Here is a 22162-nt window from a genome sequence, read left to right on the forward strand (position 1 = left end):
GGAGATGATAATGAGCGACGTAAGTAAATTAGTAGTAACAGGCCTAGCCTGCTTAGCCATTGGTGCAGTAGCAGGAAATTACCTCCCTAGCGCCGGCACTGGCGTTAGCACAGGCGTAAGTGAAGAGATTAGCTCCGATAGGGTGAAAGCCATCGTTGCGGATTATATTTCTAATAACCCAGAACAAATCGTGGCAGCTCTGCAAGGCATGCAAGCGAAAGCCGCCGCTAAACAACAAGCCCAAACTGCCGGCGCGTTGAAAGATTTTCTTCCAGCCATCATGAATGCGGATAACTCGCCTACAGCTGGAACAGGCAAAAGTGGCATCGTGATTGCGGAGTTCTTTGACTATCGTTGTGGTTATTGCAAACGTATGGCTAACACCGTTCAGCAATTGCTCGAAAAGCATCCGGACATTAAAGTCGTGTTTAAAGAATTTCCAATTTTATCTGAAGGCTCGCGCAAAGCGGCGATGGCTTCTTTGGCGATTAACTACCTAAAGCCTAAACGTTATATGGATTACCACATGATGCTTATGAAGCATAATGGCGAGTATGACCAAGCGGCATTGAATGATTATGCCGGTCAGGTGCAGGTTGATATTGCCGCATTTGAAAAAGAAATGAACGGCGCGCGCGTGGCCAAAGAGATTCAAGCCGTCGCGGATGTTGCAGGTAAAACTGGTATTCAAGGCACTCCGGCGCTTGTCCTTGATGGCGAGCTCATTCCTGGCGCGATCCCATTCGCAGATGTAGACGCCCGTATCACAGCGCTGAAAGCGAAGATGAAGAAATAGGGACTTCGGCACAAAAAAGAACAGCGTCCAAACCACTTAGGGCTTTGGACGCTGTTACTTAACATAAGAAATAAAAACGACTTCTTATTTCTTCTTCTTCAGTTTGTCTAGGGCTTCTTCTTTACCAATCACTCCCTTTGGTTTTGGCGTCGGTTTTGCATCTTTGTTCGCCAATAAGTTTAATGCTTTCTTCTTGCTAATGATTTTCTTAGCCATGATAGAAGTTTTTTATTTCGATTTTCTGATCGAAGAGTCATTCACATAAATTTAAAAAAAAACGGATTACAAAATTAACCACTAAGATGCCACAAATGCAGCCAAAAGTTAAGTTACAGTTCTGTTACAATTGCTTGGCGAACATCATTTTCCACACCATTTTCAAGCGTGATTCGGAGGGATTGATGGCGAGCGCTAATTCGGGTGTTTGCTGCATCTTACTGGCACGCCCATAGAGAAAGGGAATCGCGCGGGCAAGCGGGGCATCTTTTGGCACATCGATGCGTTTGAGCGTTTCTTCGACTCGGCGTGCTAGGGTTTGGATAATATGACAAAGCTGCGGCGTGATATCTTCCTCAGCGGCGAGTGGGTCGATACCATGTGCGGCGAAGACTTCTTCAGGAATGGTGCTATAGCTTTCATTCAGCTGATAGCCCGTCGCCCAGAGCAGCCCTTGCAATACCCAGACTTGGCCTAATTGCGTGAGCCATTTCTTTTGCTCATCCGTTTCCGCCAAAGGCAACCAAAAACCACCAGTCGCAGTGGCATAAGCATCCAGCACCTTCATATCGGCAAAGTGATAGCCTGTTTCAATATCCGCCTCACGCGCCTCTAACGCGGCCAGTAACGGTGCGATATCAAACTCCATTGCATGAATCGCCTCAACGACGGGATGTTTACGTGGCTGCTCCAACGCCTCCATCCACCATTTTAGACGGATCGCGCCGGTGGCTATTTCTGTGGTTTCTGCGGCGCGGGAAATTTCCACATTGAACGCGCCCAATACCCACAGCCTCTCGCGCTGCTTCGGCGGCAAGGAAAGACTCAGCAAATAACGCGGGTAATCTTTTTCGCGCAGTAGTTTTCGGCAATGTTGAATATTGGCTTGCATGAGAGCCGTTATGCGCGAGAATTTAGCCAAATGCTAGGTTTATCGACATCCAAATTCAAACCACGCCGCGTGCATGTGGTGGGCGCTGGATTATCGGGCTTGGCTTGTGCTGTGCGATTACAGAGCAAGGGCGTGCCTGTCACGCTTTACGAGGCGAGCAACCAAGCTGGCGGGCGGTGTCGCTCTTACGACGATAAGAAACTGGGACGCATATTGGATAATGGCAACCACCTTATCCTGCGCGGCAACCGCGCGGCATGGAACTATATTAAACAGCTCAGCACCTTCCACGAGTTTTACGGGGTGACGCAAGATTATATCTTCCACGATGCGGCAAACCGTAAGCAATGGTATGTGCGCCCCCCCTTTGTGCATGACGCATGGCAGGGCCTACACTTGCTTGCAGCCTCGAAAGATAAAACCGTCGCGCAATGCTTTAACACGCAAAGTCAGTTTTACCGCGAGTTTGTAGAACCGCTTTGTATTGCCGCGCTGAATACTCATCCTAAATATGCCTCCGCACAGATATTGCGCAATGTGTGGCTGCGTATGCTGATGCCGGGTAATGCCGATTACTTACAAATATACAGCGATTTTAATAGGGCACTGATTGAACCGGCTTTGCGACAGATTGATAAAGTGGAGCTGATGCAACGCCTACGCATGATCGAAATCGAAAACGGACGTGTCAGCGCTTTGCAATTTACCGAATTTCGCAAAACTATCGCGGCGGATGCGCGGGTGGTGCTGGCACTACCGCCCGAAGCGACGGCGGCTCTGATACCGTCGCTCAATATTCCTCCACTGGAAACGAACAGCATTATTAATGGCCACTTCCTTTATGATACGGATAAGCTGGCACCTCGGTTACTCGGCACGGTCAATAGCCCGCTGCATTGGGTTTTCCTTAAAGACGGTATTATCTCTACCACGACTAGCCATGCCGAAACTTCTGCATTCTATAATAAAGAGAATATCGCACATCTTTTATGGCAGGAAGTGGGTAAATGTTATTCCGCGCTCAAAGATAAACCGATGCCGCCACACCGCATCGTCACAGAAAAACGCGCAACGATTGCTGCCACACCGAAGAACCTCGCACAGCGGCCAAAAGCTGAGAGCGGATTAGCAAATCTAACGCTCGCGGGCGATTGGCTCGATTCGCCGCTACCGGCTTGCATCGAGAATGCGATTACCAGCGGTAACAGAGCCGCACGCTGGTGCTTGAAGCAAAAGGCACAATAGGTTAGGACACGAGCATGACTCTTACTTTGCAAAACACACTCACGCGCACGCGCGAAAAATTCACCCCACTCAATAAAGATCGGGTAACGCTCTATGCTTGTGGCCCGACTGTTTATGACCGCCCGCATTTAGGCAATGCGCGCGCAGTTGTGGTTTATGATATTTTATTCCGCATCCTGCGCCTTATTTATGGTGAGAGTGATGTGGTCTATGCACGCAACATTACCGATGTTGATGATAAGATCATCACGGCGGCGAACGCGCGTGGCATTAGCATTAACGAGCTGACGACTGAAGTAACTGCTGCCTTCCATCATGATATTGGCGCACTGAATTGCATCGCCCCCACCCATGAGCCACGCGCGACCGACTATATCGCGCAGATGATTACAATGATCGAGACACTCATCGCAAACGAAGCGGCTTACGTATCAGAAGGTCATGTCTTATTCTCCGTTGAATCGGGGGCAGATTACGGCAAGCTATCGGGGCGGAAATTAGAAGATCTCGTGGCCGGCGCTCGGGTTGAAGTCGCTTCTTACAAACGTCATCCGGGTGATTTTGTTCTTTGGAAACCTGCGACAGATGAGGGGAGCAGTTTCGATAGCCCTTGGGGCAAAGGCCGCCCAGGCTGGCATATTGAATGTTCTGCCATGAGCACCGATTTGCTGGGTGACGATTTTGATATTCACGGCGGCGGCGCGGATCTAAAATTCCCGCATCACGAGAATGAAATCGCACAAAGCTGCGGCGCGAACCCTGACAGCCACTTCGCTAAATATTGGGTGCATAATGGTTTTCTCACCATTAGCGGTGAGAAAATGAGCAAATCGCTCGGCAATTTCACGACCGTGCATGATTTGTTAGAAAAAGGAATTCACGGCGAAACGATCCGCCTCGCCTTCCTCATGACCAAATATAACGAGCCGCTCGATTGGAATGAGAAGCTCCTATCGGACGCGAAGAAAACGCTGGATAGCTGGTATCGCAAGTTGCAGGACACTCCGCCAACCGACGTTGTGCCGTCACAAGCATTTGTCGATGCTTTGCGCGATGATATGAACCTACCGCTCGCCATTAGCCACATGCATAAAGCGGCCGATGGCTCGCATCTCAAGGCCATGGGCGATATCATTGGTGTGCTACAGCAAGATGCCAATACGTGGTTTAAAGGTGAAGCATCGGAGGGTGATGCTGAAATTCAAACACTCATCGACGCCCGTATCGCTGCGAAAAAGGCCAAAGATTTTGCCGAAAGTGATCGCATCCGCACAGAACTAGATAATCGTGGCATTATCCTAGAGGATAAGCGCGATGGTACCACCGACTGGCGACGTAGTTAGTTTTACGTAGCATCGCCTATGATCTTCATATATTGATTAAACACATCACTAATTGGAAAAGAATACCATGGAAAAAATGACTCCCGACACAATAAGCGCTGAAACTCTACCTTCGCAAGATTATAAATACGGAGGTTTTTGGATTCGCTTTCTCGCACAGATCATTGATGGAATATTGATGCTCGTTATTATTATGCCAATTCTTTACATGGTATATGGCAGCGCCTATTTCACTGATGCGGAAACAATGTCGCATGGTGTCATTGATGTGATTTTATCTTATGTCTTCCCTATCGCAGCCACGATATTATTTTGGCTCTACCGCGCAGGAACCCCAGGAAAAATCCTACTAAAACTCATGATTGTGAATGCGAAAACGGGTGAGAGTATTTCTACGGGACAAGCAATCGGCCGGTATTTCGCCTATATTCTGTCAGCAATCCCCCTTGGTCTCGGCTATATCTGGGCTGGATTTGATAAGCGTAAACAAAGCTGGCATGATAAACTGGCTGGAACAATCGTAGTTTATAAGTAAATTCATTCCTATATGAGCAAAAAAGAACGAGTCTATTTATACGATTCCACGCTGCGCGATGGCGCGCAAGCACGTGGAGTGGATTTCTCTGTTTCCGACAAACTGGCCATCGCACGTGAAATGGATAGCTTTGGCATCGACTATATTGAAGGCGGCTGGCCGGGTGCAAATCCGAATGATGATACGTTCTTTGAAAAACCACCCAAGCTAAAGCACTCCACCCTCACCGCCTTTGGTATGACACGTAAAAAGGGATGCTCTGCATCGAATGACCCTGGACTATCTGCTGTACTTAACGGGCATAAAGGCAGTGTTTGCTTAGTCGGAAAAAGCTGGGATTTTCAAGTTGAAAAAGCGCTGCAAGTCTCCCTCAAAGAAAACTTGAGCATGATTGCTGATAGCCTATCTCACGCAAAATCACAAAAGCGTGAAGTGATGTTTGATGCGGAACATTTTTTCGATGGCTATAAAAATAACCCTGACTACGCGATCAAGGCACTCACCACAGCGCATGAGGCAGGAGCCGATTGGCTTGTACTGTGCGATACGAATGGTGGCACCCTGCCCCATGAAATCGGCCCAATTATCCGCGCGATCAAGGGAGCGCTGCCCCATGCAAAACTCGGCATTCACTGCCATAATGATACGGAAAATGCGGTCGCAAATTCGCTTGCTGCAGTTGAAGCGGGCGTTCGTCAAATTCAAGGGACGCTTAATGGCGTAGGCGAACGATGCGGCAACGCAAACCTGATCAGTATCATCCCGTCGCTCATGTTGAAGATGGGATATAGCACGGGTGTCAAGCCTGCCAACTTGAAGAAGCTGACCAGACTCTCGCGCTTTTTAGATGAACGTTTAAACCGCCCTAGCAACCCACATGCCGCTTATGTGGGCGAAGCAGCCTTCGCACATAAAGGCGGACTACATGTTTCGGCCATGGCACGTGATAGCCGTACGTATGAACATATTGCGCCGGATGAAGTAGGCAATGAACGCATCATTCTCGTTTCGGACAAAGCCGGACGCAGCAATGTGGTGAGTCGCCTAAATCAAATGGGGCTCAAAAAAGAAGCAGAACATAAAGACCTCGCCAAGCTGCTTGTCGAAATTAAAAACCGTGAGATGCAAGGCTATGCGTATGACGCAGCCGATGCTTCATTCAACTTGCTCGCCCGTCGTATGCTTGGCACTGTACCGGAATATTTTCAAGTTGAAGGTTTTCGCGCCAGCGATGAACGCCGCCATAACATAAAAGGCGAATTGGTGAATGAGTCTGAAGCGACCATGAAACTTGGTATCAGAAGTGAACATATTATGACTGCCGCCGAAGGGAACGGCCCAGTCAATGCACTCGATAGCGCACTACGCAAAGCACTCGGCGAGCATTATCCGAAAGCCAAAGATGTTACGCTAACAGACTATAAAGTGCGTATCCTCACCCCACAAGATGCGACCAAAGCAGTGACGCGTGTGATGATTGAAAGTCGTGATAATAAGGGAAATATTTGGAGTACAATTGGCGTATCCGCCAACGTGATCGATGCTTCATTCATGGCACTGTATGATTCGATCATCTACCACCTGATTAAAGAAAAAGTGAAGCCGCTTTAAGAGCGTTCGTTTTCTGTAGTTTGAGATTTGGCTAAATCGCCTGCTTGAACGCGCTCGGCCCAAATTTTATCAACTTCTGCGTTATGTTCTTTAGCTTCCCTACGGTATTTTCCAGCAAAAGTGACTGCCATCCAACCTCCGATACCCACGGTAACTATTTGATTAACAAGGCTGTCACGCTTCGATGGAGTGATAGGTAATTTTTTACCTTTATCATCTTTACCCGGGAAAGTTTTTGCTAAGTCGTCAAAGACCAGGTCAACTCCAGTATTAATACCTAAGCCAACCATCGCTCCTATAAACACACCATTCACAGTGGCCCAAGCAATGCTTTTCTTTTTAGGAATATCTGTTTGTCCCTCTACCATAATCACAATATACACTAACTTCACTCAACAGAATGTTACAATCTAATGAACAATAACGATTTAACCCTTATCCTTGTCGCGCCGCAAATGGGCGAAAACATTGGTGCGGTCGCACGTGCGATGGGCAATTTTGGCGCCTCCCAACTGCGCATTGTTAATCCACGTGATGGCTGGCCAAATGCTGCAGCGCAAACGATGGCAGCCCACGCATTACCGATTATTCAACAGGCAGAAGTGTTTGATTCCGTCGCAGCAGCGATTGCCGATTGCACGCAGGTCGCCGCAGCTACAGCGCGGCAGCGCGATATGCAGAAGCCGCATTATACGCCTAAAGAATGGGTAGCACAGCCACGAACCGGCAAAACCGCCCTGCTCTTTGGGCGTGAAAATAATGGGTTAAGTAATGATGAAGTGACGCTCGCCAATGCGATTGTGAGTGTGCCAGTGCATCCGGATTGTCCGTCTATCAATCTTGCGCAATCGGCTGCGGTACTATGTTATGAATGGTATCAAACGGAGCATCAATCGCTTGAACATGATGTGGAACCTCCTGCCTCACAGCAAGAGCTACATAATTTCTTCAACCAGTTAGAGCTAAAGCTGGATGCATCGAACTTTTGGAAACTAGAGGCGAAGAAAGACAAGATGTGGCGCAACTTACGCAATCTCTTCATTCGCGCAGAGCCGACTCAGCAAGAGATTCAGAGCTTACACGGCGTGGTTAAATCTATTTCAAAAGAAACATAAGGCCGAGCAAAACGATCGCGGCGCCTTGCATGTAAACCCGCAGTGACATGAGCTTATTGGCATATTTTTTATTGAATTCGCCGCCTGTCGCCATACCGAACAAACCAAGACCGAGCGCCAAAACAGTCAGCACCATAAAGACGAACATCAGAATGATTAAAGGCGACATTCTAGCTCTCTTTCACGAATCGTTTTTCGCAGTAAGGGCAAACGACATCGTTGGTTTTATGATCAATATGCAAGTAAACTTGAGGATGCCCAATTGCAGGATTTCCACCATCGCAAGTGACGGTATCCGTCGTAACAATCAGAATATCTTCAGGGCGTTTTATAGCAATTTTACTCATATTTTATTCTTACGCGTTTCGTGCGTTAAACTCAATTAGAAAACGAATTGGTTCGCCTTTTGCGGCTCGTAACTACGGCTCGCAGCAATCGGTCGGTAAGATGCAGCCTGCTGTGGTGGACGCGTCACTAGCACGCCATTCTCACGAGATTTGGCAAATTCGCTCTTTTCGGCGACACGCCTCGGCTTAGAAACGACAGCATCAGCTACTTTAATCGTTTTCATTTTAACCGCGGCTTGCTTCTTCTTATTCGCATTCACCGCAAAGCCTTTATATTTGCTTTTAGCTGTCGTTTTACGAATCTTTGGACGCTCTGACCATACAGCTTCCGAATCCGCCGCCGCGCCGAGCTTTGAAATAAGTTTATCCCATTTTTTATAGATCAATTTAAAATATTTATCTCCGCGCGAAGGGGTCTTGGAATGATAAGCCGCCGTGGCTTTTTTCCATGAGTGCAAGCCGTCAAAATTCTCACGGAGGAAACGCGCGGCATAGGCCACATTGTAACGTGGCTCTAGCGCCTGATGGATATTGGCAAATGCATGCCCATGATAACGCATATTCACCTGCATGCAGCCAACATCGATATTCGTAACACCTTTGGCGCGATATTCCTCAATCTTATTGATCGCCTCGCCCTTGGTATCGAAATAATAGCCCTTACCATTGACATTGATAGTCCACGGCCAGGGTAACATAAGGTCTAAGCGCTTGTGATAACGACCGGATTCCTGCCCTGCAATCGCCGCCAACCAATGGGTTGGAATATTGTGATAACGCTCAGCTTTGGGGAAATGCTTGGTGCACGCTTGCGCACCGGCCAACATGCGATCCGCCTGCGCCGCAAAGGCTACAAACAGCACCGCAAACGCAGCCATCGTCAAAATTTTACCCCGTTTAAGCATAGAGTGCCTTTTCATCGGAGGGGTTTTCCCCTCTCTCTTTATTACTCGTATACTGTTACTATAGCCTTAACAACGCAACCATCTTTTTTGAACATTTTGCACAAAATGGGCTCTTTTCCTCAGCCTTAACGATTTTTTAGTAACTCTTTGTTAAGGTTATCCTAGTCACATGATTTCATCATATGACGTTCAAACGCCACATAGGCTTACGCCAGAAAACTGGCGGGCTGCCCTTGTCAGCCCCTCCGGTCAGTCTGTCGGTTAACAGGAGAGGAGTGCCACAAATGACTGAAATGGAGAAACTGCTTACAGAGTATCGCTTAACCACCGCCGAAATACTCTATCACTTACCTGATCACCCCAGTTTACTGCAAAGCTACGTCTGGCAAGAATATGACTTGTTGCCAGAATTCCCTGAGCTCAAGAAATTCTTGGATTTTTGGGAACGCGAATTAGATGGAAAACTACATTCCGTGACGGTTGCCGCCAGCGAGTTGATCCAACCATCAAATGTAATCATATCGCAAGGAAATCTCACGATTCACTAGCCCTTAATATGCCTCATACGCTTCATTTAAAAGAAGCAGCGCTCACACGCTGCCCATGCTTCGCCGTTAACGGCGGGCTGGCTTTGTCAGCTCTATCCTTGAGTTCAGTTATAAAAGCAGCTACACAAGCGCATGCGAATTGCGAATCTAATGTTTGGCCGAGGGCTTGGTGGAATTGAACAGGCTTTCCTCGATTATAATGAGGCACTCCTAATGGCTGGCCATGAAGTACTGGCTATTACCCACCCTTTAGCCAAAATTAATACCGATATTGAAGGCGAGCTCACTTGCAGCACGCTCAATAATTTAGGCAGTTGGGACCCTACAGCAGGTTTCAGACTTAGCCGAATGCTCAAGGCGTTCAAACCGGATGCCACTATCTCTCATGGCAATCGCGCACTCACTCTTACCCATAAAGCCAAGAGACATGCAGGTTTACATGTAGGGGTAACGCATAATTACAAGCTTAAGCATTTTAAAAAACTTGATGTTATTTTTGCCATTACCAAAGATTTACAGCGAACCGCTGTCAATGCAGGTTCTAACCTCACGCATATCGCCCGTATTCCCAATATGGTCCGTATGCCACACTATCCGGTTGCTCGAATCGCTAAGCCCAATACCCAGCCTGTCGTAATCGGCGCAATGGGGCGTATGGTTGAGAAGAAGGGTTTTGCACATCTCATCGGAGCAGCCGCCAAACTCAAAGTGATGACTCGCCTGCCTTTTAAAATCATGATCGGTGGTGAAGGCGAAGAACTGGGCGCATTAAAGAAACTCATCAAAAAACATAAGCTGCAAGACATTGTCGAACTACGCGGCTGGGTTGACGATAAGGCCGCTTTCTTCGCCGAATGTGATATCTTTTGCCTGCCTTCTCTGCACGAACCTTTCGGTATTGTGCTGCTCGAAGCAATGGCGCATGGCACGCCTATCGTCGCTTATAAAAGCGAAGGCCCGAGCGAAATTTTCATGGAACACCCGGATGCTGGGCTTTTAGTACCCCTCGGAAATATCGGCGCATTGGCCGACACACTCTCACGCCTGCTGCCCAATCAGGCACAACGAGATTTCCTCACTCAGCAGTCACGTGCAGCAGTTGAGCAGGAATTCGCTCTTGCGATGGTGAGCAAGAAGATTGATACAGCCCTAAAGCGCTTCATCCATACTTGAAATCCAATCCTTTAGCCCTATCTCCCAGCCATGATATTACTTGAAAACCGTGCGATACTCGCCATTGAAGGCGAAGATGCTTTCTCTTTCCTGCAAGGGTTGATGACAAATGATGTTAAGCCCCTCGAACAGGGAGATGCGCAATCTATCTATAGTGCGATGCTAACCCCGCAAGGCAAGATCCGTTTTGACTTTTTCCTCTTCAAACAAGACGGGCATTTGCTCATGGATGTTGCGGCAGCATCGTTAGAAGATATCAAGAAGGCGCTCAAACTTTACAAACTACGCGCCAAAGTCGCGATTAACGAACACCCAGACCTTTGCGTCGTCGCCAGCCTGAGCACACATGAGAATTACCCGCAAGACCCACGCCTGCCTGCTATGGAACATCGCGGCATTGCATCACGCGCCTCACTCATCGGCGAAGCTTTCTTGCCAATGAGTGCCTACGACGCCCATCGTATCGCCTGTGGTGTGCCAGATAGTTCAGACTTTATTGAAGATCGCGCGTTTGTCTCCGAATATGGGTTGGAATATTTAAACGGCGTTAGCTTCACCAAAGGATGTTATGTCGGGCAAGAAGTTGTCGCGCGCACCAAACATCGTGGCACCGTGCATAAAACCATTCATTATGTTGAGGCCGCCTCTGGCGAGCATCTGCCCGAAGCAGGCACTCCGATTATCGCCGATGACCGAGAAATCGGACAATTGCGCAGCTCCGCCCAACATCAAGGGCTTGCCATCATCCGCCGTGATAAACTGGCCGCTGTAGAAGGCAAGGTTACTGTCGGCGGTATTGAACTAAATCGTACAACTCAACCAGAATGGTTTGCGTAAATGAGCCGTTTACGTCAAACTGATTTTATCATGAATGCTAGTAATAATGGATATCTTGAAGGACAATTGCTTGTTGCCACTCCCAATGTGATGGGCAGCAGTTTCAAGCAATCGGTTATCCTCATCTGCGCACATAGCGATGAGGGAGCGATGGGTATTATCATCAATCACACCCTGCCCAAGGTTGATTACGGCGAGCTGTTTGATCAATTTGACCTACCTACAGGCAGAATCAATAGCTCTACTCCTGTTAATTATGGCGGCCCGGTGGAGGTCAATCGCGGCTTCGTTATTTACCGTCACGAAGATAAATTCCTGCAAGATGCGATGCTGCAAATGGGCGATATGGCCATCTCAGGCTCAATCGACCTGCTACGCCAGATTGCCAATAATGAAGGCCCTAAAGAACGCATCCTTGCGCTTGGGTATGCTGGCTGGTCGCCGGGACAGTTAGAGGAAGAAATCGAAGAGAATAGCTGGATCTCCGTTCCCGTAGATAGTGATCTTGTGTTCGATAAAAACAACGATAGGAAATGGCACCGCGCCGCTTTTGCCCATGGTATTGATCTCAACAAGCTCTCCACCGTAGCCGGACACGCCTAATTACACTCAAAACTTGTAATTATAAATTAAATAACTTGAGCTTAATGTGATTAAGCCGCATAAAACAGCTATGACAGGTTTTGTATCATTAGTGGGCGCAGGTCCGGGAGATCCTGATCTCCTCACCCGTAAGGCAGAACGCTGCCTGCACGAGGCAGATATCGTGCTGCATGATCGTTTGATTAGCGATGAAATTTTGGCGCTGATTCCGCGCGGCATACCACGTATTTTCGCCGGTAAATCTTGCAAGATTCACTATATGACACAAACTGAAACTAATGCCGCCATCGTCGAATTAGCCAAGCAAGGCAAACATGTCGTGCGCCTAAAGGGCGGCGACCCTTTCATTTTCGGGCGCGGAGGTGAAGAGGCTGAAGCCCTCGCCGCTGCCGGTATTAAGTTCGAAATCGTTCCGGGTATAACGGCCGCCGCCGGTTGCAGCGCCTATGCGGGCATCCCGCTAACCCATCGCGATTACTGCCACGGCATCCAAACCATCACCGGCCACTTAAATGAAGAGCAAGCCGCAGGTATCGATTGGAAAGCACTCTCCAGCAATAAGACGACCGTTGTCGTTTATATGGGACTTACCAACGCGCCTCTCATTAGCAAACGATTGATCGGTCATGGTCGACACTCAAACACGCCTGTCGCTGCGATCCAAAACGGCACTATGCCGAACCAACGTGTGCTGCTTTCTAAATTAGAAACGATTGCGGATGCTCTGGTCAAAGAAAGCTTCGCCTCTCCTACTATCCTCATTATTGGTGAGGTCGTGTCGCTCGCGCCGAAGCTCAGTTGGATCAATCAGTCTGAGCAGGAACAGCGCGCCATGCACGAAGCATCACCACTACAAAAAGCCCGCCGCCAATAACGGCGAGAATTCCACCAAGCCGCACCAATTGCATTCCGGCTTGTGCAAGTTCGGTTGCACCTTCCATACTGCCTGCCATTTTACGGCCTGCCCCTTCGCTGCCCGCAATCGCAAATCCGATCACATGCAGCAGCTGGCCTATCCCGTAAAGCACCGGCTGTAGTTTTGCCATTTTCCATTGTGCGACTTGTTTGCCGCCTAATGCGGGAAGCAATAGATAAGCGACGCCCATCAACGCCAATGTCACCCCCACGGTTGAACCGTGATAATGCGCGGGGATCACCGTACTGCTACCCTCAATCAAGAAGCCAACAAAGCCGCCACTTAAGAACAATATCAGCGACATTAAAAGTACCCAAAAAATTGCAGGACGCTTAGGTGCTTTTACCAATTTGAACAGCAAGTAAGCCGCCAGCAAACCGGGCACCGTTCCTGTGACTACATTCATCTGCCAGCTAAAAAACTTGATATGGTAGTAGCTATTAACATCGACGAAGAGAAAAACAAGCGGGCTCAAACATGCCGTCACGGTTAGCAAACCAAATGCAGCTTTGAGGAGGTTTTCCTTCGGTAAAGCAAGTTCAAGCCTCTGCGCTAACCAAAGCCACGCGATCATCGCAATTTGCACATAGACAAACTGCAAAATATGGCCGCCGGCCCAAAAGATAGATTCATAATACCCCTCACCGCCATAGCCATCCGGATGCTGGATAACCGAGAATGAGAAACAGGCAATGACAGTGAGCAGCACGAGCACATTACAACTAATCAGCCCTTGTACGAAGCTTTGTTTCGTCTGCCTTAGCAGCGCCCAAAGATACACGCCAAGCATCAACAATAACGACGCTAATATCAGCGATAAGCCGAAGAAAAAGATCGGATTATTTTGCACCGGGATATAATTACTGGTGAACGCTTCGCCTCCCGCAAAAGGTGCGAGCACCATCATGACGATTCCCAGACAAAAGCTAATGGCTGAAGCGCCATGCCAGAGTGGGGGTAATTTAGCCGGCAGTACAATGCGCCATAGCATCATCGTCATCGCCAAAAACCACAAGCCAACCGACAGATTCACATGGATAACCAATACTGGCACGAACCACTGTTTCACGCTCGCCATTTCGGCATAGAGCGACGCGCGACCCGCCAATAACACAAGCGGCGCAATGCCCGATAAAGCCACTGACAGCAAAGCCAGTTTCAGCCAATGTTTGGCCTGATCTTTTTGCTCATCAGAAATTTCCGAAAAGGCTGGAAAGAGGGAGTGCGCGCTGTTAGACATATCGCGTGCAATCTAACGCTTCAGAGATAAACCGCAAGCCACTCTTGATCTGGCTGGGCATCATGCTGGTAATGGTGCTGTTGATGGTCGTTGTGGGCGGCGTTACACGGTTGACAGAATCCGGGCTTTCAATGGTGAATTGGCATCCGATTCACGGGATATTCCCACCGTTAGGTGAGATCGAATGGCAGGCCGAATTTAAGCATTATCAAGCCTCCCCCGAATATCAGAAAATTAATTTCGGAATGACTCTAAGCGAATTCAAAGGGATATTCTTGCTCGAATATATCCACCGATTACTGGGCCGCTTTACCGGCTTATTCTTCTTTATTCCTTTCGCATTTTTCTTAATCAAAGGAATGGTGAGCCGTCCTCTTGCCCTTAAATTGAGCGGCATTTTTTTACTCGGTGGCGCCCAAGGATTGCTTGGCTGGTATATGGTCAAAAGCGGTTTAGTCAACGAACCCTCTGTCAGTCCTTTGCGGTTGGCGGCACATCTCAGCATGGCCTGTTTACTCTTCAGCTTACTGTTTTGGCAGTGGCTGAAGCTGTTACGCCCTACTCCCATCATTCATTTTTCAAAATTTCCTTTAGGACTAATATTGCTGATTTTTGCACAAATCATTTTAGGGGCACTCATCGCCGGGTTAGATGCTGGCCTTGCCTATGATACCTTCCCGACCATGAATGATCAGTGGCTTCCAAATGGCGTGTGGCTGCTGGAACCTTGGTGGCATAATCTGTATCAAAACCCAACCACGGTACAGTTTATTCACCGCCTCGGTGCGGTTATTATAACGCTCTATTTGGTCGCGATGATCTCGAAGTTGCGACAAGAAAAGCTCTGCGTTTTCGCACAAAGATGCTGCCACGGTCTCATCATCATTTTGATTTTTCAGATCACACTGGGCGCATTGACGGTCATCCACCATGTTCCGATCCTGCTCGCCTCCTTGCATCAATTTGTCGCATTGCTGCTTTTAGGCTGCGCTGTGGCCTTGCTTTACACGCGCAACACCGCTATAAGGCTGGCATAATGGATTACGAAGCTCAGTTTAATAGCGCAATTACTACGTTGAAAAACGAAGGCAGTTACCGCGTATTTAACGACCTTCAGCGCCGCGTTGGAGAATTCCCTAAAGCCTACAGCCACAGCGCCGGCCGTGATATCACCGTTTGGTGTAGCAACGACTATCTGGGCATGGGGCAAAATGCAGATGTACTAACCGCGATGAAAAACGCAATTGATAGCGCCGGTGTTGGCGCCGGTGGCACGCGCAATATCTCTGGCAACCATCACTATATTACCGAGCTTGAGAAACTGCTCGCAGATCTACATCAAAAAGAATCTGCGCTCGTATTCTCATCGGGTTATAACGCCAATGAAGGCGCTCTTTCTACCCTCGCCAGGCACTTGCCTGATTGCGTTTTGTTCTCGGATGTGTGCAACCACGCCTCCATGATCCACGGTATTCGCAGCAGTGGGATGGAGAAACATGTCTTCCGTCACAATGATGTCGCGCATCTCGAAGAGCTGCTCAAAAACATCGAACCGCATCGCCCTAAGATCATCGCCTTCGAGTCTATTTACTCAATGGATGGCGATACAGGCTTGATTGCCGAGTTCATCGCTCTGGCAAAGAAATATAACGCGCTGACTTATCTGGATGAAGTGCATGCTGTTGGCATGTACGGCGAAACCGGCGCAGGCCTCGCGCAAGAGCAAGGCCTGATGGATAAGATCGATATTATCCAAGGCACACTTGGCAAGGCTTACGGCGTAATGGGCGGTTATATCGCAGCAAGTGCTGTAACGATCGATGTGATTCGCAGCTTTGCACCGGCGTTCATATTTACAACAGCAATTCCACCCGCACAGGCAGCGGCGGCACATGCAAGCATCAGCCACTTGATGCAAAGCGATGCAGAACGCAAAGGCCAACGCGTGGCCGTATCACGCTTACGCGAAAAGTTTGAGGGCAAACATCTGCCAATCATGAATCACGGTGAAACCCATATTATCCCTATTTATGTCGGCGATGCAGAACTCTGTAAGCAGGCGAGCGATCGGCTGCTGGGAGAATATGGCATCTACGTGCAGCCTATCAACTTCCCCACCGTTCCAAGGGGTACAGAGCGCTTACGCTTCACGCCCACTCCGCTGCACAGCGAAGCGATGATCGATGAGCTCGTGACTGCATTGGACGAGACCTTCACACACCTCAATATCACACGCGATTATCAACGCAGCGCACTCGCCGCATAAACGAATCGACGAGCGGGCGTCTGCACCTAGCTGCAGACTTGCATACACATCAATATCAAAATGCGATGCTCAATCGCACTGTATTTTCCACATAAAAAAACAGCCGTAACTTCTCGTTACGACTGCTCTTTCAATTTTCTATAATAAGTTTTCCTCGTGCTACGCTTTCACGTGCGTGATGGAATTATTGTTCGTAATGAAGGCATGATACGGAAGCTTCTTAATGTAGTTAAACATAATGATGCTCGTAATCACAAACACAATCATGGAAGACAATAAATATCCATAACCATAGTAAGCAAAACCCCATTGCAGAGTGACGAGCGTTAATACCGCGTTCAATACGAGATACAGAAGCCCAAGCCACATGACTTTCGCACGGCAATCGAAGTAAGAAAGAATAATCATCTCAAACAGCATCAATACGTGGAAGAATGCACCTAATACGCCCATACGGAACATACCGATTTGCTTGTTATTTACGTTAATAAGCTCAAAGAATTGTGGCGCCAATACGATAGCCAAGAAAACGATCGTCCCTTGTACAATAATAAAATTACGCGCTGAGTTCGAGATACTGTCAATGACGGCCTTGTGATTTGAGAGAATCTTACGCAAAGGCTTATGCTCAAGAATATTGTCATAGAAACGTTGGTAACGTTCAAAGAAGTTCGTCTCCACAGCGAATACAAATACAGCCATGGCAGGAATGATGGTTAGATAGGCCAAGAACATGGCACTATCATAATCCGGATACATACGCATGTTACTCGGCAGCACCCAAGATTCCGGCGCGAACCACATAATCCATTTATCAACCCAGATAGCTGCATTGTAGAACAAGCCACCCAATGCCAGTTCCCAATATTTCTTGAAATAGCCATTAAGGTCAAACGGCGCATTAAATTTATACGCGTATTCCGAGAATACTTTCGCGGCGAGAGAGAAAACGATAAAGGCCAAACCAACGGTAAAGCCGTTCAACATTCCCACTTCATCGAACATATCTTTCAACACTTGTGCAAACACAACAGCGATCACCATACCGATACCGTACGCCCAGCCGACCGCGTTATAGTCTTTCAAGGCGGTCAGGAATACGCCGAGCAACCATACCGTCGTTAGCATGAACAGGTTCAACATCGCACTTAGCTGCATGCTAAGCGGTAGATCAACATATCCAAGATAGAACACAGCGCCAACAGGCAACTGAATCGCATAGGACAGGATCATCGTACCGATCATAATAGACGGAACATTCGTCACATTTTTTCGATGTATATTATCGGCAATATAGCGTGTCGCGACCATGTAAACCGGCGCTGACAAAACAAGTGAGAATGCGAAATTATAAATCACAACAACACGGAAGTTTATAAGCCCTTCCATACCGAAGAAGTTAGTGTAAACATTCGTAATTCCCGCGAGCGCGAAAATAGTAAAAATCCACGGGCCTGCCGCAGCGAACATCGCCACACCATAAGCATGTGCCACCCCTAAAAGATCATCTTTTTGGGTCAGCTTCTTGAGAGTAAATCCAATACCAGCCATGTTCTTTTACGTCCTTAACTTGCTTGCTTTTGCTGTCCAGAACCGTACGCGATATAATGCGAGTACACATTCTCATAAGCAGAAATTTGATCTGTTTTTGTATAGTATTTCTTCACGCGTTTAGCCATGTTCGCGCCTAATTCTTCGCGTAGCTCACCGTTACTTAGCAATTTAAGAATCGCTTCAGCCAATGCCGTCGGATTCGAGAGCGGCACAATCATACCGCCATCACCAATCGCACGATCTTCATCACTCACGCCATGAATCATCTCGCTACATGCACCCACATTCGTGGTTACGCTAGGGATGGCAGCGGCACCCACTTCGAGCACGGTAAGCGGCATCGCTTCACTAATACTCGAAAGTACCATCACATCAATTTGCCCAATATACTTATCGATATTCACCTGTCCGGTGAATGTCACATTTTCAGATAGGCCCATATATTCGGTCATCTGCTGACATTCTTGGTAATAAACCTGATCTTCATCCGTCGGTCCCATCAAGAGCACGCGTATATCAGGAATATTTTCCTGAACGATTGCCGTCGCACGCAAGAAACTTTTAATATCTTTAATCGGAACCACACGGCCAATCAGCGCCAATGTCGCACGATCATGCGATTCACGTTTAATCTTAGAGAAACGCTCAACATCAACACCGTTGGGAATAACCGTGACTTTATCAGGATCAGCACCGTCATTAACTTGCAGAACCTTGTTACCTTCAAATAAGGTGTAAATATGATCACACCCATCGTAGCAAATACGAGAAAAACTTGAGAATGTATCTGACCAGAAATCACGCAAGTTGTTACGCACATGGTCAATTGTCAGCGCTTTAGAAGCGGTTTCTTCCAGCCATTCAGCCGAAGCGACTTCGATGCGACGCTCATTGGTATAGATACCATGCTCGGTTAGGATAACAGGTTTGCCTGTTTCAATCTTCGCACGCGCCGCCAACATACCAGCATAGCCCGTTGAGAGAGTATGATACATATGCGCAGGCGGGATATCCACCAATGAAATACTGAACAAGCTGCCCATAAGCGCACGCCATGACCAGAAATAATCAAGGAACGAGTTTTCTTCAAAACCATTCAAATACATACGGCTAATAAGATCGAAAGCCTCTTCGCCTTCCATCAAGGCTTCATAACCCAAACCACCTTGTGCACGCATCAAGCGCAGCAACTCAGAATAATCTTCACCGGTAGCCTTATTGCCCGTTACAGCCGTCAAAGGCTTTTCAATCCCTTTTAAGAAAGACTTCAAAGAGACAAAATTACTGGTTTCCGGAAGGTTCTGCAAACGTACATGCGTAATTCCCACAACATTGTCAGGAATATCGTATTTACGCTCGACTTCTGCATCGGGTGGCAAAATACACATCAAATGGAATGTTTTATCCGATAGATTCTTAATCATTTCATGCGTCCAGCTAGACACACCTCCGGATACGTAAGGGTAAGTGCCTTCAAGAATTAGGCAAATATCTGCGGTTTCTAGTCTCATCCTGCGGCCTTCGCTTGTTTCTCAGAAAGTCCTGCTTGCGACCATAGGTAGATACTATCGGCAATTTCAGGCTGTGTTTCTTGATAATGATTTAGATCAACTTGGTAGCTTGTTGCAGCACGGCGCAAACCTTCAAAATCACCAATATGGTAAAGCGACTCAATATACCACATTTTGATAGAGTCGGTTCCGTAGCCCTCATCCAAGCAACGTTTAAACCATTTTGCAGCATCTTCATGGCGATTCATACGAATCAACAGACGGCCAACCTTAGGGCGCACTGAGCCATCTTCAGGCCGCATATTTAGATAATCCATATACAAACCGTATGCTTTCTCACGGTTGATCATCTCACGCCCTTCATCCAATAAGCCCGTGTAAGCATAATCATCATAGTGATCCGCTAAGGCCTTCAAAATAACCTGATTTTTCGGTTGCTCACGATGCAGGCTTTCAATCTTCAACAGACGTTCATGAAAACGGTTCTCAATACGCGCAATGGCGGTGGCCGCCTGCACACGAATCGCACTACTATCATCCATCAAGGCACGCTTGAACGATTTTGCGAATGTCGGGTGGAAAGATGCTGTCATTTTACTTAACGCATCACGCTTTTGCTTTTCATTTCCAATTTCAATAACATCCATAAAAGACATTACCGCATAATCAATCGGATGTTCATCACGCCCCAGCTCAATCTCTTCAGCAATAAACTCTGAATTTGAAAGGTTGCGCGTCGGAAAAATGGCCTGATACCATTCTTCAAAACTACTGCGAAAACGTAGATAGAAAATACTTTGAACCAGCGCCAATAAAGTTCCCACGGCACCGAGTACGCTCATCACCGAAGTAGACACGAAGGCAAGACGAGCAAAACGCGTATCTAAATCAGCACGCCCCATCAACGAAACGAGGAACCCAGCAATCGCAACCAATATAATATGAATAACCAAATTCATAAGGGGGGTAGTGCCCTGCCAAAATAGCAGATAAATATTAAAGCCGTGCCCAATCGCCAACAATATACAGAAGATCATCGCAAGCGGCGCGCCGGTAATTGGTTGGTAATGTTCCTCGTGGACGTCAGCGCCGTCGAGATAATCATCAACCGTTAATGTAGAATCATTATGCATCATGGTCTCTAATCTGTTTTACGCTTCATGAATCGTGTGAGTCGTCAAAGCAAAGTCTGCTGGAATAGTTTTCGGCAACTTACCGGCAATGCTTTCCTCTAACTTGCTAAGTACAATTTTCGCACCGCTACGATTTGTCGCAGGTAGAACAATTGAATATTCTTCACCATTTTTCTGATAATCAAATGCCATATCAACCGCACGTAGCGCTTCGGCTACGGCTTCTGAAATTACACGTGCCGTTTTCGTACGCTGCTCACTTGTCAATTTATCTGCATTCGTTAATTGAATCAGAATCATGTTCACAGAGAAGCCAACACGTTTTCCAAGGGCGCTGATAAAGTCAGTATATTGCTTGTAATAGCCATAACTCATGAGGTTGTTATCTGGGTTTATCAAGCTACCTTCTTTTGCGTCCTGATAGCGATTCGCATTAACAAGCGCCACCCCTACCCATTCGCAAATCGCGTGGAACGTTTCGATCGTGCTTAAGTTTAGATCAAGGAAACCAATTTCCTCAATTTTCAACATACCGCTAATCTCACCGGTCTCTTTATCAACCAATGGGCCAACCAAAACACCTTGCCCATCAAGGATACCTTGGTGATCATTATTCGCGATACATAGCGTCTGTTGAGCACCGATAACTGATTTATAGATCTCATCTTGAGCCCCATATTTCTCACGGTATTTATCTTCAGAGGACCACCCGTAAGTAATCGTTGGCACCAAGCCATCTTTGTTTAATACGTAAACCGAGAATTTCTCAGGCTGCATGGTCGAACGAACAAGTTCTTGAACCCCTTGTAGCACTTCTGTCGGATGATTTTTCTCAATCGCTTTCGCTGCACGGAACGTATTCACCGCACCCCGTAGCTGACCTGCAATTTTAAGCTCTAGCTTCTCTTTCAAGCTTTTCACACTGCTGTAAGATTCCGCAATAATGCGTTCACGCTCACGTGAATCATGCAATTCTGTAAGCAGGTGCTCACGCTCACGCACATGGCGTTGGCGCAATTCACCCACAATAACGGCGGTAATAAGCCATAAGATCGGAAGACGGAAGAGCATGTACAGATACTCATACATATCTTGATTAAGCGTTTGCTCTGGCAAATTACCAATCAACAAGAAGAGAGAGGCTAATATTGCGGCTAAAACACCTTCAGCCGTACCATATTGTACTGCCATGAGAATCACCACCACCCAGAACGGATGCGGGGTATAGCTCATGAAGCGATTTCCATCACCAAACACCGTATTAGCAACCAATAGCAAAAAGAAGATAATTGCCATCTCAAGTAGTGCTGATGCACGTAACCCTAGGAAAAAGCTGTGCTCTTCTTTAGGTGCGTAAATTTCTGCAGTCGACATTG

At 47.5% G+C, this 22162-nt stretch carries 24 protein-coding genes; 13 read left to right on the forward strand and 11 right to left on the reverse strand.

Annotation, left to right across the window (positions count from 1 at the left end; all coding sequences use genetic code 11):
* The first annotated feature begins 10 nt into the window (after nucleotides 1–10).
* Nucleotides 11–796, forward strand: a complete 786-nt coding sequence (locus P8P30_06130) for a DsbA family protein (protein ID MDG1287128.1) — start codon at nucleotides 11–13, stop codon at nucleotides 794–796.
* Nucleotides 797–880: 84 nt separating this feature from the next.
* Here P8P30_06130 and P8P30_06135 read toward each other — a convergent pair whose 3' ends face one another.
* Both P8P30_06135 and P8P30_06140 read right to left on the reverse strand, forming a co-directional pair.
* Nucleotides 881–1012 (reverse strand): hypothetical protein, encoded by a 132-nt coding sequence (locus P8P30_06135; protein ID MDG1287129.1) that lies wholly within the window; start codon nucleotides 1010–1012, stop codon nucleotides 881–883.
* 124 nt (nucleotides 1013–1136) lie between these two features.
* Nucleotides 1137–1904 carry a squalene/phytoene synthase family protein gene (locus tag P8P30_06140; protein ID MDG1287130.1) on the reverse strand — a complete coding sequence of 256 codons (768 nt, stop codon included), beginning with the start codon at nucleotides 1902–1904 and terminating at the stop codon, nucleotides 1137–1139.
* Between P8P30_06140 and P8P30_06145 the strand changes: the two genes are divergently transcribed.
* The 4 genes from P8P30_06145 (at nucleotide 1884) to cimA (ending at nucleotide 6638) form a co-directional block, all read left to right on the forward strand.
* Complete coding sequence (locus tag P8P30_06145; protein ID MDG1287131.1) at nucleotides 1884–3149, forward strand: FAD-dependent oxidoreductase; 1266 nt, start codon at nucleotides 1884–1886, stop codon at nucleotides 3147–3149. The genes P8P30_06140 and P8P30_06145 overlap by 21 nt on opposite strands.
* 14 nt (nucleotides 3150–3163) lie before the next feature.
* On the forward strand, nucleotides 3164–4492 hold the full coding sequence (cysS, locus tag P8P30_06150) for a cysteine--tRNA ligase (GenBank protein MDG1287132.1): 1329 nt from the start codon (nucleotides 3164–3166) through the stop codon (nucleotides 4490–4492).
* Nucleotides 4493–4559: 67 nt separating this feature from the next.
* Nucleotides 4560–5027, forward strand: a complete 468-nt coding sequence (locus tag P8P30_06155; protein ID MDG1287133.1) for an RDD family protein — start codon at nucleotides 4560–4562, stop codon at nucleotides 5025–5027.
* Nucleotides 5028–5039: 12 nt separating this feature from the next.
* Nucleotides 5040–6638, forward strand: a complete 1599-nt coding sequence (gene cimA / locus P8P30_06160) for a citramalate synthase (GenBank protein ID MDG1287134.1) — start codon at nucleotides 5040–5042, stop codon at nucleotides 6636–6638.
* Here cimA and P8P30_06165 read toward each other — a convergent pair.
* Nucleotides 6635–7006, reverse strand: a complete 372-nt coding sequence (locus P8P30_06165; protein ID MDG1287135.1) for a hypothetical protein — start codon at nucleotides 7004–7006, stop codon at nucleotides 6635–6637. The two genes, cimA and P8P30_06165, sit on opposite strands and share 4 nt — an antisense overlap.
* A 45-nt stretch (nucleotides 7007–7051) precedes the next feature.
* Here P8P30_06165 and P8P30_06170 point away from each other — a divergent pair, with 45 nt between their 5' ends.
* The gene (locus P8P30_06170) at nucleotides 7052–7753 is read left to right on the forward strand and encodes an RNA methyltransferase (protein ID MDG1287136.1); all 702 of its coding nucleotides are present in this window, start codon (nucleotides 7052–7054) and stop codon (nucleotides 7751–7753) included.
* Here the strand turns inward: P8P30_06170 and P8P30_06175 are convergent.
* From P8P30_06175 to P8P30_06185, 3 genes are read right to left on the reverse strand one after another with little or no spacing between them, the layout of a single operon-like run.
* Entirely contained in the window at nucleotides 7734–7922 is a 189-nt protein-coding gene (locus P8P30_06175) for a twin transmembrane helix small protein (GenBank protein MDG1287137.1), read from the reverse strand. The genes P8P30_06170 and P8P30_06175 overlap by 20 nt on opposite strands.
* 1 nt (nucleotide 7923) lies before the next feature.
* Nucleotides 7924–8100: a zinc-finger domain-containing protein gene (locus P8P30_06180; protein MDG1287138.1), complete on the reverse strand. Its 177-nt coding sequence runs from the start codon at nucleotides 8098–8100 to the stop codon at nucleotides 7924–7926.
* 35 nt (nucleotides 8101–8135) lie between these two features.
* A complete protein-coding gene (locus tag P8P30_06185) occupies nucleotides 8136–8978 on the reverse strand; it encodes a transglycosylase SLT domain-containing protein (protein ID MDG1287139.1) in 843 nt (280 codons plus the stop codon).
* A 311-nt stretch (nucleotides 8979–9289) separates the two neighbouring features.
* Here P8P30_06185 and P8P30_06190 point away from each other — a divergent pair, with 311 nt between their 5' ends.
* The 5 genes from P8P30_06190 (at nucleotide 9290) to cobA (ending at nucleotide 13040) form a co-directional block, all read left to right on the forward strand.
* Nucleotides 9290–9553 carry a hypothetical protein gene (locus P8P30_06190; GenBank protein MDG1287140.1) on the forward strand — a complete coding sequence of 88 codons (264 nt, stop codon included), beginning with the start codon at nucleotides 9290–9292 and terminating at the stop codon, nucleotides 9551–9553.
* A gap of 132 nt (nucleotides 9554–9685) precedes the next feature.
* Nucleotides 9686–10726, forward strand: a complete 1041-nt coding sequence (locus P8P30_06195) for a glycosyltransferase (GenBank protein ID MDG1287141.1) — start codon at nucleotides 9686–9688, stop codon at nucleotides 10724–10726.
* A 30-nt stretch (nucleotides 10727–10756) separates the two neighbouring features.
* Nucleotides 10757–11563 carry a hypothetical protein gene (locus P8P30_06200; GenBank protein ID MDG1287142.1) on the forward strand — a complete coding sequence of 269 codons (807 nt, stop codon included), beginning with the start codon at nucleotides 10757–10759 and terminating at the stop codon, nucleotides 11561–11563.
* Nucleotides 11564–12166 carry a YqgE/AlgH family protein gene (locus P8P30_06205; protein ID MDG1287143.1) on the forward strand — a complete coding sequence of 201 codons (603 nt, stop codon included), beginning with the start codon at nucleotides 11564–11566 and terminating at the stop codon, nucleotides 12164–12166.
* Nucleotides 12167–12236: 70 nt separating this feature from the next.
* A complete protein-coding gene (cobA, locus tag P8P30_06210) occupies nucleotides 12237–13040 on the forward strand; it encodes a uroporphyrinogen-III C-methyltransferase (protein ID MDG1287144.1) in 804 nt (267 codons plus the stop codon).
* Here cobA and P8P30_06215 read toward each other — a convergent pair.
* Entirely contained in the window at nucleotides 12970–14322 is a 1353-nt protein-coding gene (locus tag P8P30_06215; protein MDG1287145.1) for a cbb3-type cytochrome c oxidase subunit I, read from the reverse strand. The two genes, cobA and P8P30_06215, sit on opposite strands and share 71 nt — an antisense overlap.
* A gap of 5 nt (nucleotides 14323–14327) precedes the next feature.
* Between P8P30_06215 and P8P30_06220 the strand changes: the two genes are divergently transcribed.
* On the forward strand, nucleotides 14328–15359 hold the full coding sequence (locus P8P30_06220; protein MDG1287146.1) for a COX15/CtaA family protein: 1032 nt from the start codon (nucleotides 14328–14330) through the stop codon (nucleotides 15357–15359).
* Complete coding sequence (gene hemA / locus P8P30_06225) at nucleotides 15356–16588, forward strand: 5-aminolevulinate synthase (protein ID MDG1287147.1); 1233 nt, start codon at nucleotides 15356–15358, stop codon at nucleotides 16586–16588. The genes P8P30_06220 and hemA overlap by 4 nt, the downstream gene beginning before the upstream one ends.
* A 159-nt stretch (nucleotides 16589–16747) precedes the next feature.
* Here hemA and pelG read toward each other — a convergent pair whose 3' ends face one another.
* The 4 genes from pelG to P8P30_06245 are packed head-to-tail and all read right to left on the reverse strand — an operon-like array spanning nucleotide 16748 to nucleotide 22160.
* A complete protein-coding gene (gene pelG, locus P8P30_06230; protein MDG1287148.1) occupies nucleotides 16748–18139 on the reverse strand; it encodes an exopolysaccharide Pel transporter PelG in 1392 nt (463 codons plus the stop codon).
* A 14-nt stretch (nucleotides 18140–18153) separates the two neighbouring features.
* Nucleotides 18154–19653 carry a GT4 family glycosyltransferase PelF gene (pelF, locus tag P8P30_06235; protein ID MDG1287149.1) on the reverse strand — a complete coding sequence of 500 codons (1500 nt, stop codon included), beginning with the start codon at nucleotides 19651–19653 and terminating at the stop codon, nucleotides 18154–18156.
* A complete protein-coding gene (locus tag P8P30_06240) occupies nucleotides 19650–20789 on the reverse strand; it encodes a hypothetical protein (GenBank protein MDG1287150.1) in 1140 nt (379 codons plus the stop codon). Before P8P30_06240 ends, pelF begins: the two co-directional genes overlap by 4 nt.
* A gap of 15 nt (nucleotides 20790–20804) precedes the next feature.
* Nucleotides 20805–22160, reverse strand: a complete 1356-nt coding sequence (locus P8P30_06245; protein ID MDG1287151.1) for a hypothetical protein — start codon at nucleotides 22158–22160, stop codon at nucleotides 20805–20807.
* Between the last annotated feature and the right edge of the window lie 2 nt (nucleotides 22161–22162).

Source organism: Rickettsiales bacterium (assembly GCA_029252805.1).
Lineage (GTDB): Bacteria > Pseudomonadota > Alphaproteobacteria > Rickettsiales > JALZUV01 > JALZUV01.

What these genes read in the sequence shown, in the direction of transcription:
- P8P30_06130 (MDG1287128.1), top strand. Translation starts at nt 11, where the DNA reads ATGAGCGACGTAAGTAAATTAGTAGTAACAGGCCTAGCCTGCTTAGCC.
- P8P30_06135 (MDG1287129.1), bottom strand. Translation starts at nt 1,012, where the DNA reads ATGGCTAAGAAAATCATTAGCAAGAAGAAAGCATTAAACTTATTGGCG.
- P8P30_06145 (MDG1287131.1), top strand. Translation starts at nt 1,884, where the DNA reads ATGTTGAATATTGGCTTGCATGAGAGCCGTTATGCGCGAGAATTTAGC.
- P8P30_06140 (MDG1287130.1), bottom strand. Translation starts at nt 1,904, where the DNA reads ATGCAAGCCAATATTCAACATTGCCGAAAACTACTGCGCGAAAAAGAT.
- cysS (MDG1287132.1), top strand. Translation starts at nt 3,164, where the DNA reads ATGACTCTTACTTTGCAAAACACACTCACGCGCACGCGCGAAAAATTC.
- P8P30_06155 (MDG1287133.1), top strand. Translation starts at nt 4,560, where the DNA reads ATGGAAAAAATGACTCCCGACACAATAAGCGCTGAAACTCTACCTTCG.
- cimA (MDG1287134.1), top strand. Translation starts at nt 5,040, where the DNA reads ATGAGCAAAAAAGAACGAGTCTATTTATACGATTCCACGCTGCGCGAT.
- P8P30_06165 (MDG1287135.1), bottom strand. Translation starts at nt 7,006, where the DNA reads ATGGTAGAGGGACAAACAGATATTCCTAAAAAGAAAAGCATTGCTTGG.
- P8P30_06170 (MDG1287136.1), top strand. Translation starts at nt 7,052, where the DNA reads ATGAACAATAACGATTTAACCCTTATCCTTGTCGCGCCGCAAATGGGC.
- P8P30_06175 (MDG1287137.1), bottom strand. Translation starts at nt 7,922, where the DNA reads ATGTCGCCTTTAATCATTCTGATGTTCGTCTTTATGGTGCTGACTGTT.
- P8P30_06180 (MDG1287138.1), bottom strand. Translation starts at nt 8,100, where the DNA reads ATGAGTAAAATTGCTATAAAACGCCCTGAAGATATTCTGATTGTTACG.
- P8P30_06185 (MDG1287139.1), bottom strand. Translation starts at nt 8,978, where the DNA reads ATGGCTGCGTTTGCGGTGCTGTTTGTAGCCTTTGCGGCGCAGGCGGAT.
- P8P30_06190 (MDG1287140.1), top strand. Translation starts at nt 9,290, where the DNA reads ATGACTGAAATGGAGAAACTGCTTACAGAGTATCGCTTAACCACCGCC.
- P8P30_06195 (MDG1287141.1), top strand. Translation starts at nt 9,686, where the DNA reads ATGCGAATTGCGAATCTAATGTTTGGCCGAGGGCTTGGTGGAATTGAA.
- P8P30_06200 (MDG1287142.1), top strand. Translation starts at nt 10,757, where the DNA reads ATGATATTACTTGAAAACCGTGCGATACTCGCCATTGAAGGCGAAGAT.
- P8P30_06205 (MDG1287143.1), top strand. Translation starts at nt 11,564, where the DNA reads ATGAGCCGTTTACGTCAAACTGATTTTATCATGAATGCTAGTAATAAT.
- cobA (MDG1287144.1), top strand. Translation starts at nt 12,237, where the DNA reads ATGACAGGTTTTGTATCATTAGTGGGCGCAGGTCCGGGAGATCCTGAT.
- P8P30_06215 (MDG1287145.1), bottom strand. Translation starts at nt 14,322, where the DNA reads ATGTCTAACAGCGCGCACTCCCTCTTTCCAGCCTTTTCGGAAATTTCT.
- pelG (MDG1287148.1), bottom strand. Translation starts at nt 18,139, where the DNA reads ATGGCTGGTATTGGATTTACTCTCAAGAAGCTGACCCAAAAAGATGAT.
- pelF (MDG1287149.1), bottom strand. Translation starts at nt 19,653, where the DNA reads ATGAGACTAGAAACCGCAGATATTTGCCTAATTCTTGAAGGCACTTAC.
- P8P30_06240 (MDG1287150.1), bottom strand. Translation starts at nt 20,789, where the DNA reads ATGATGCATAATGATTCTACATTAACGGTTGATGATTATCTCGACGGC.
- P8P30_06245 (MDG1287151.1), bottom strand. Translation starts at nt 22,160, where the DNA reads ATGTCGACTGCAGAAATTTACGCACCTAAAGAAGAGCACAGCTTTTTC.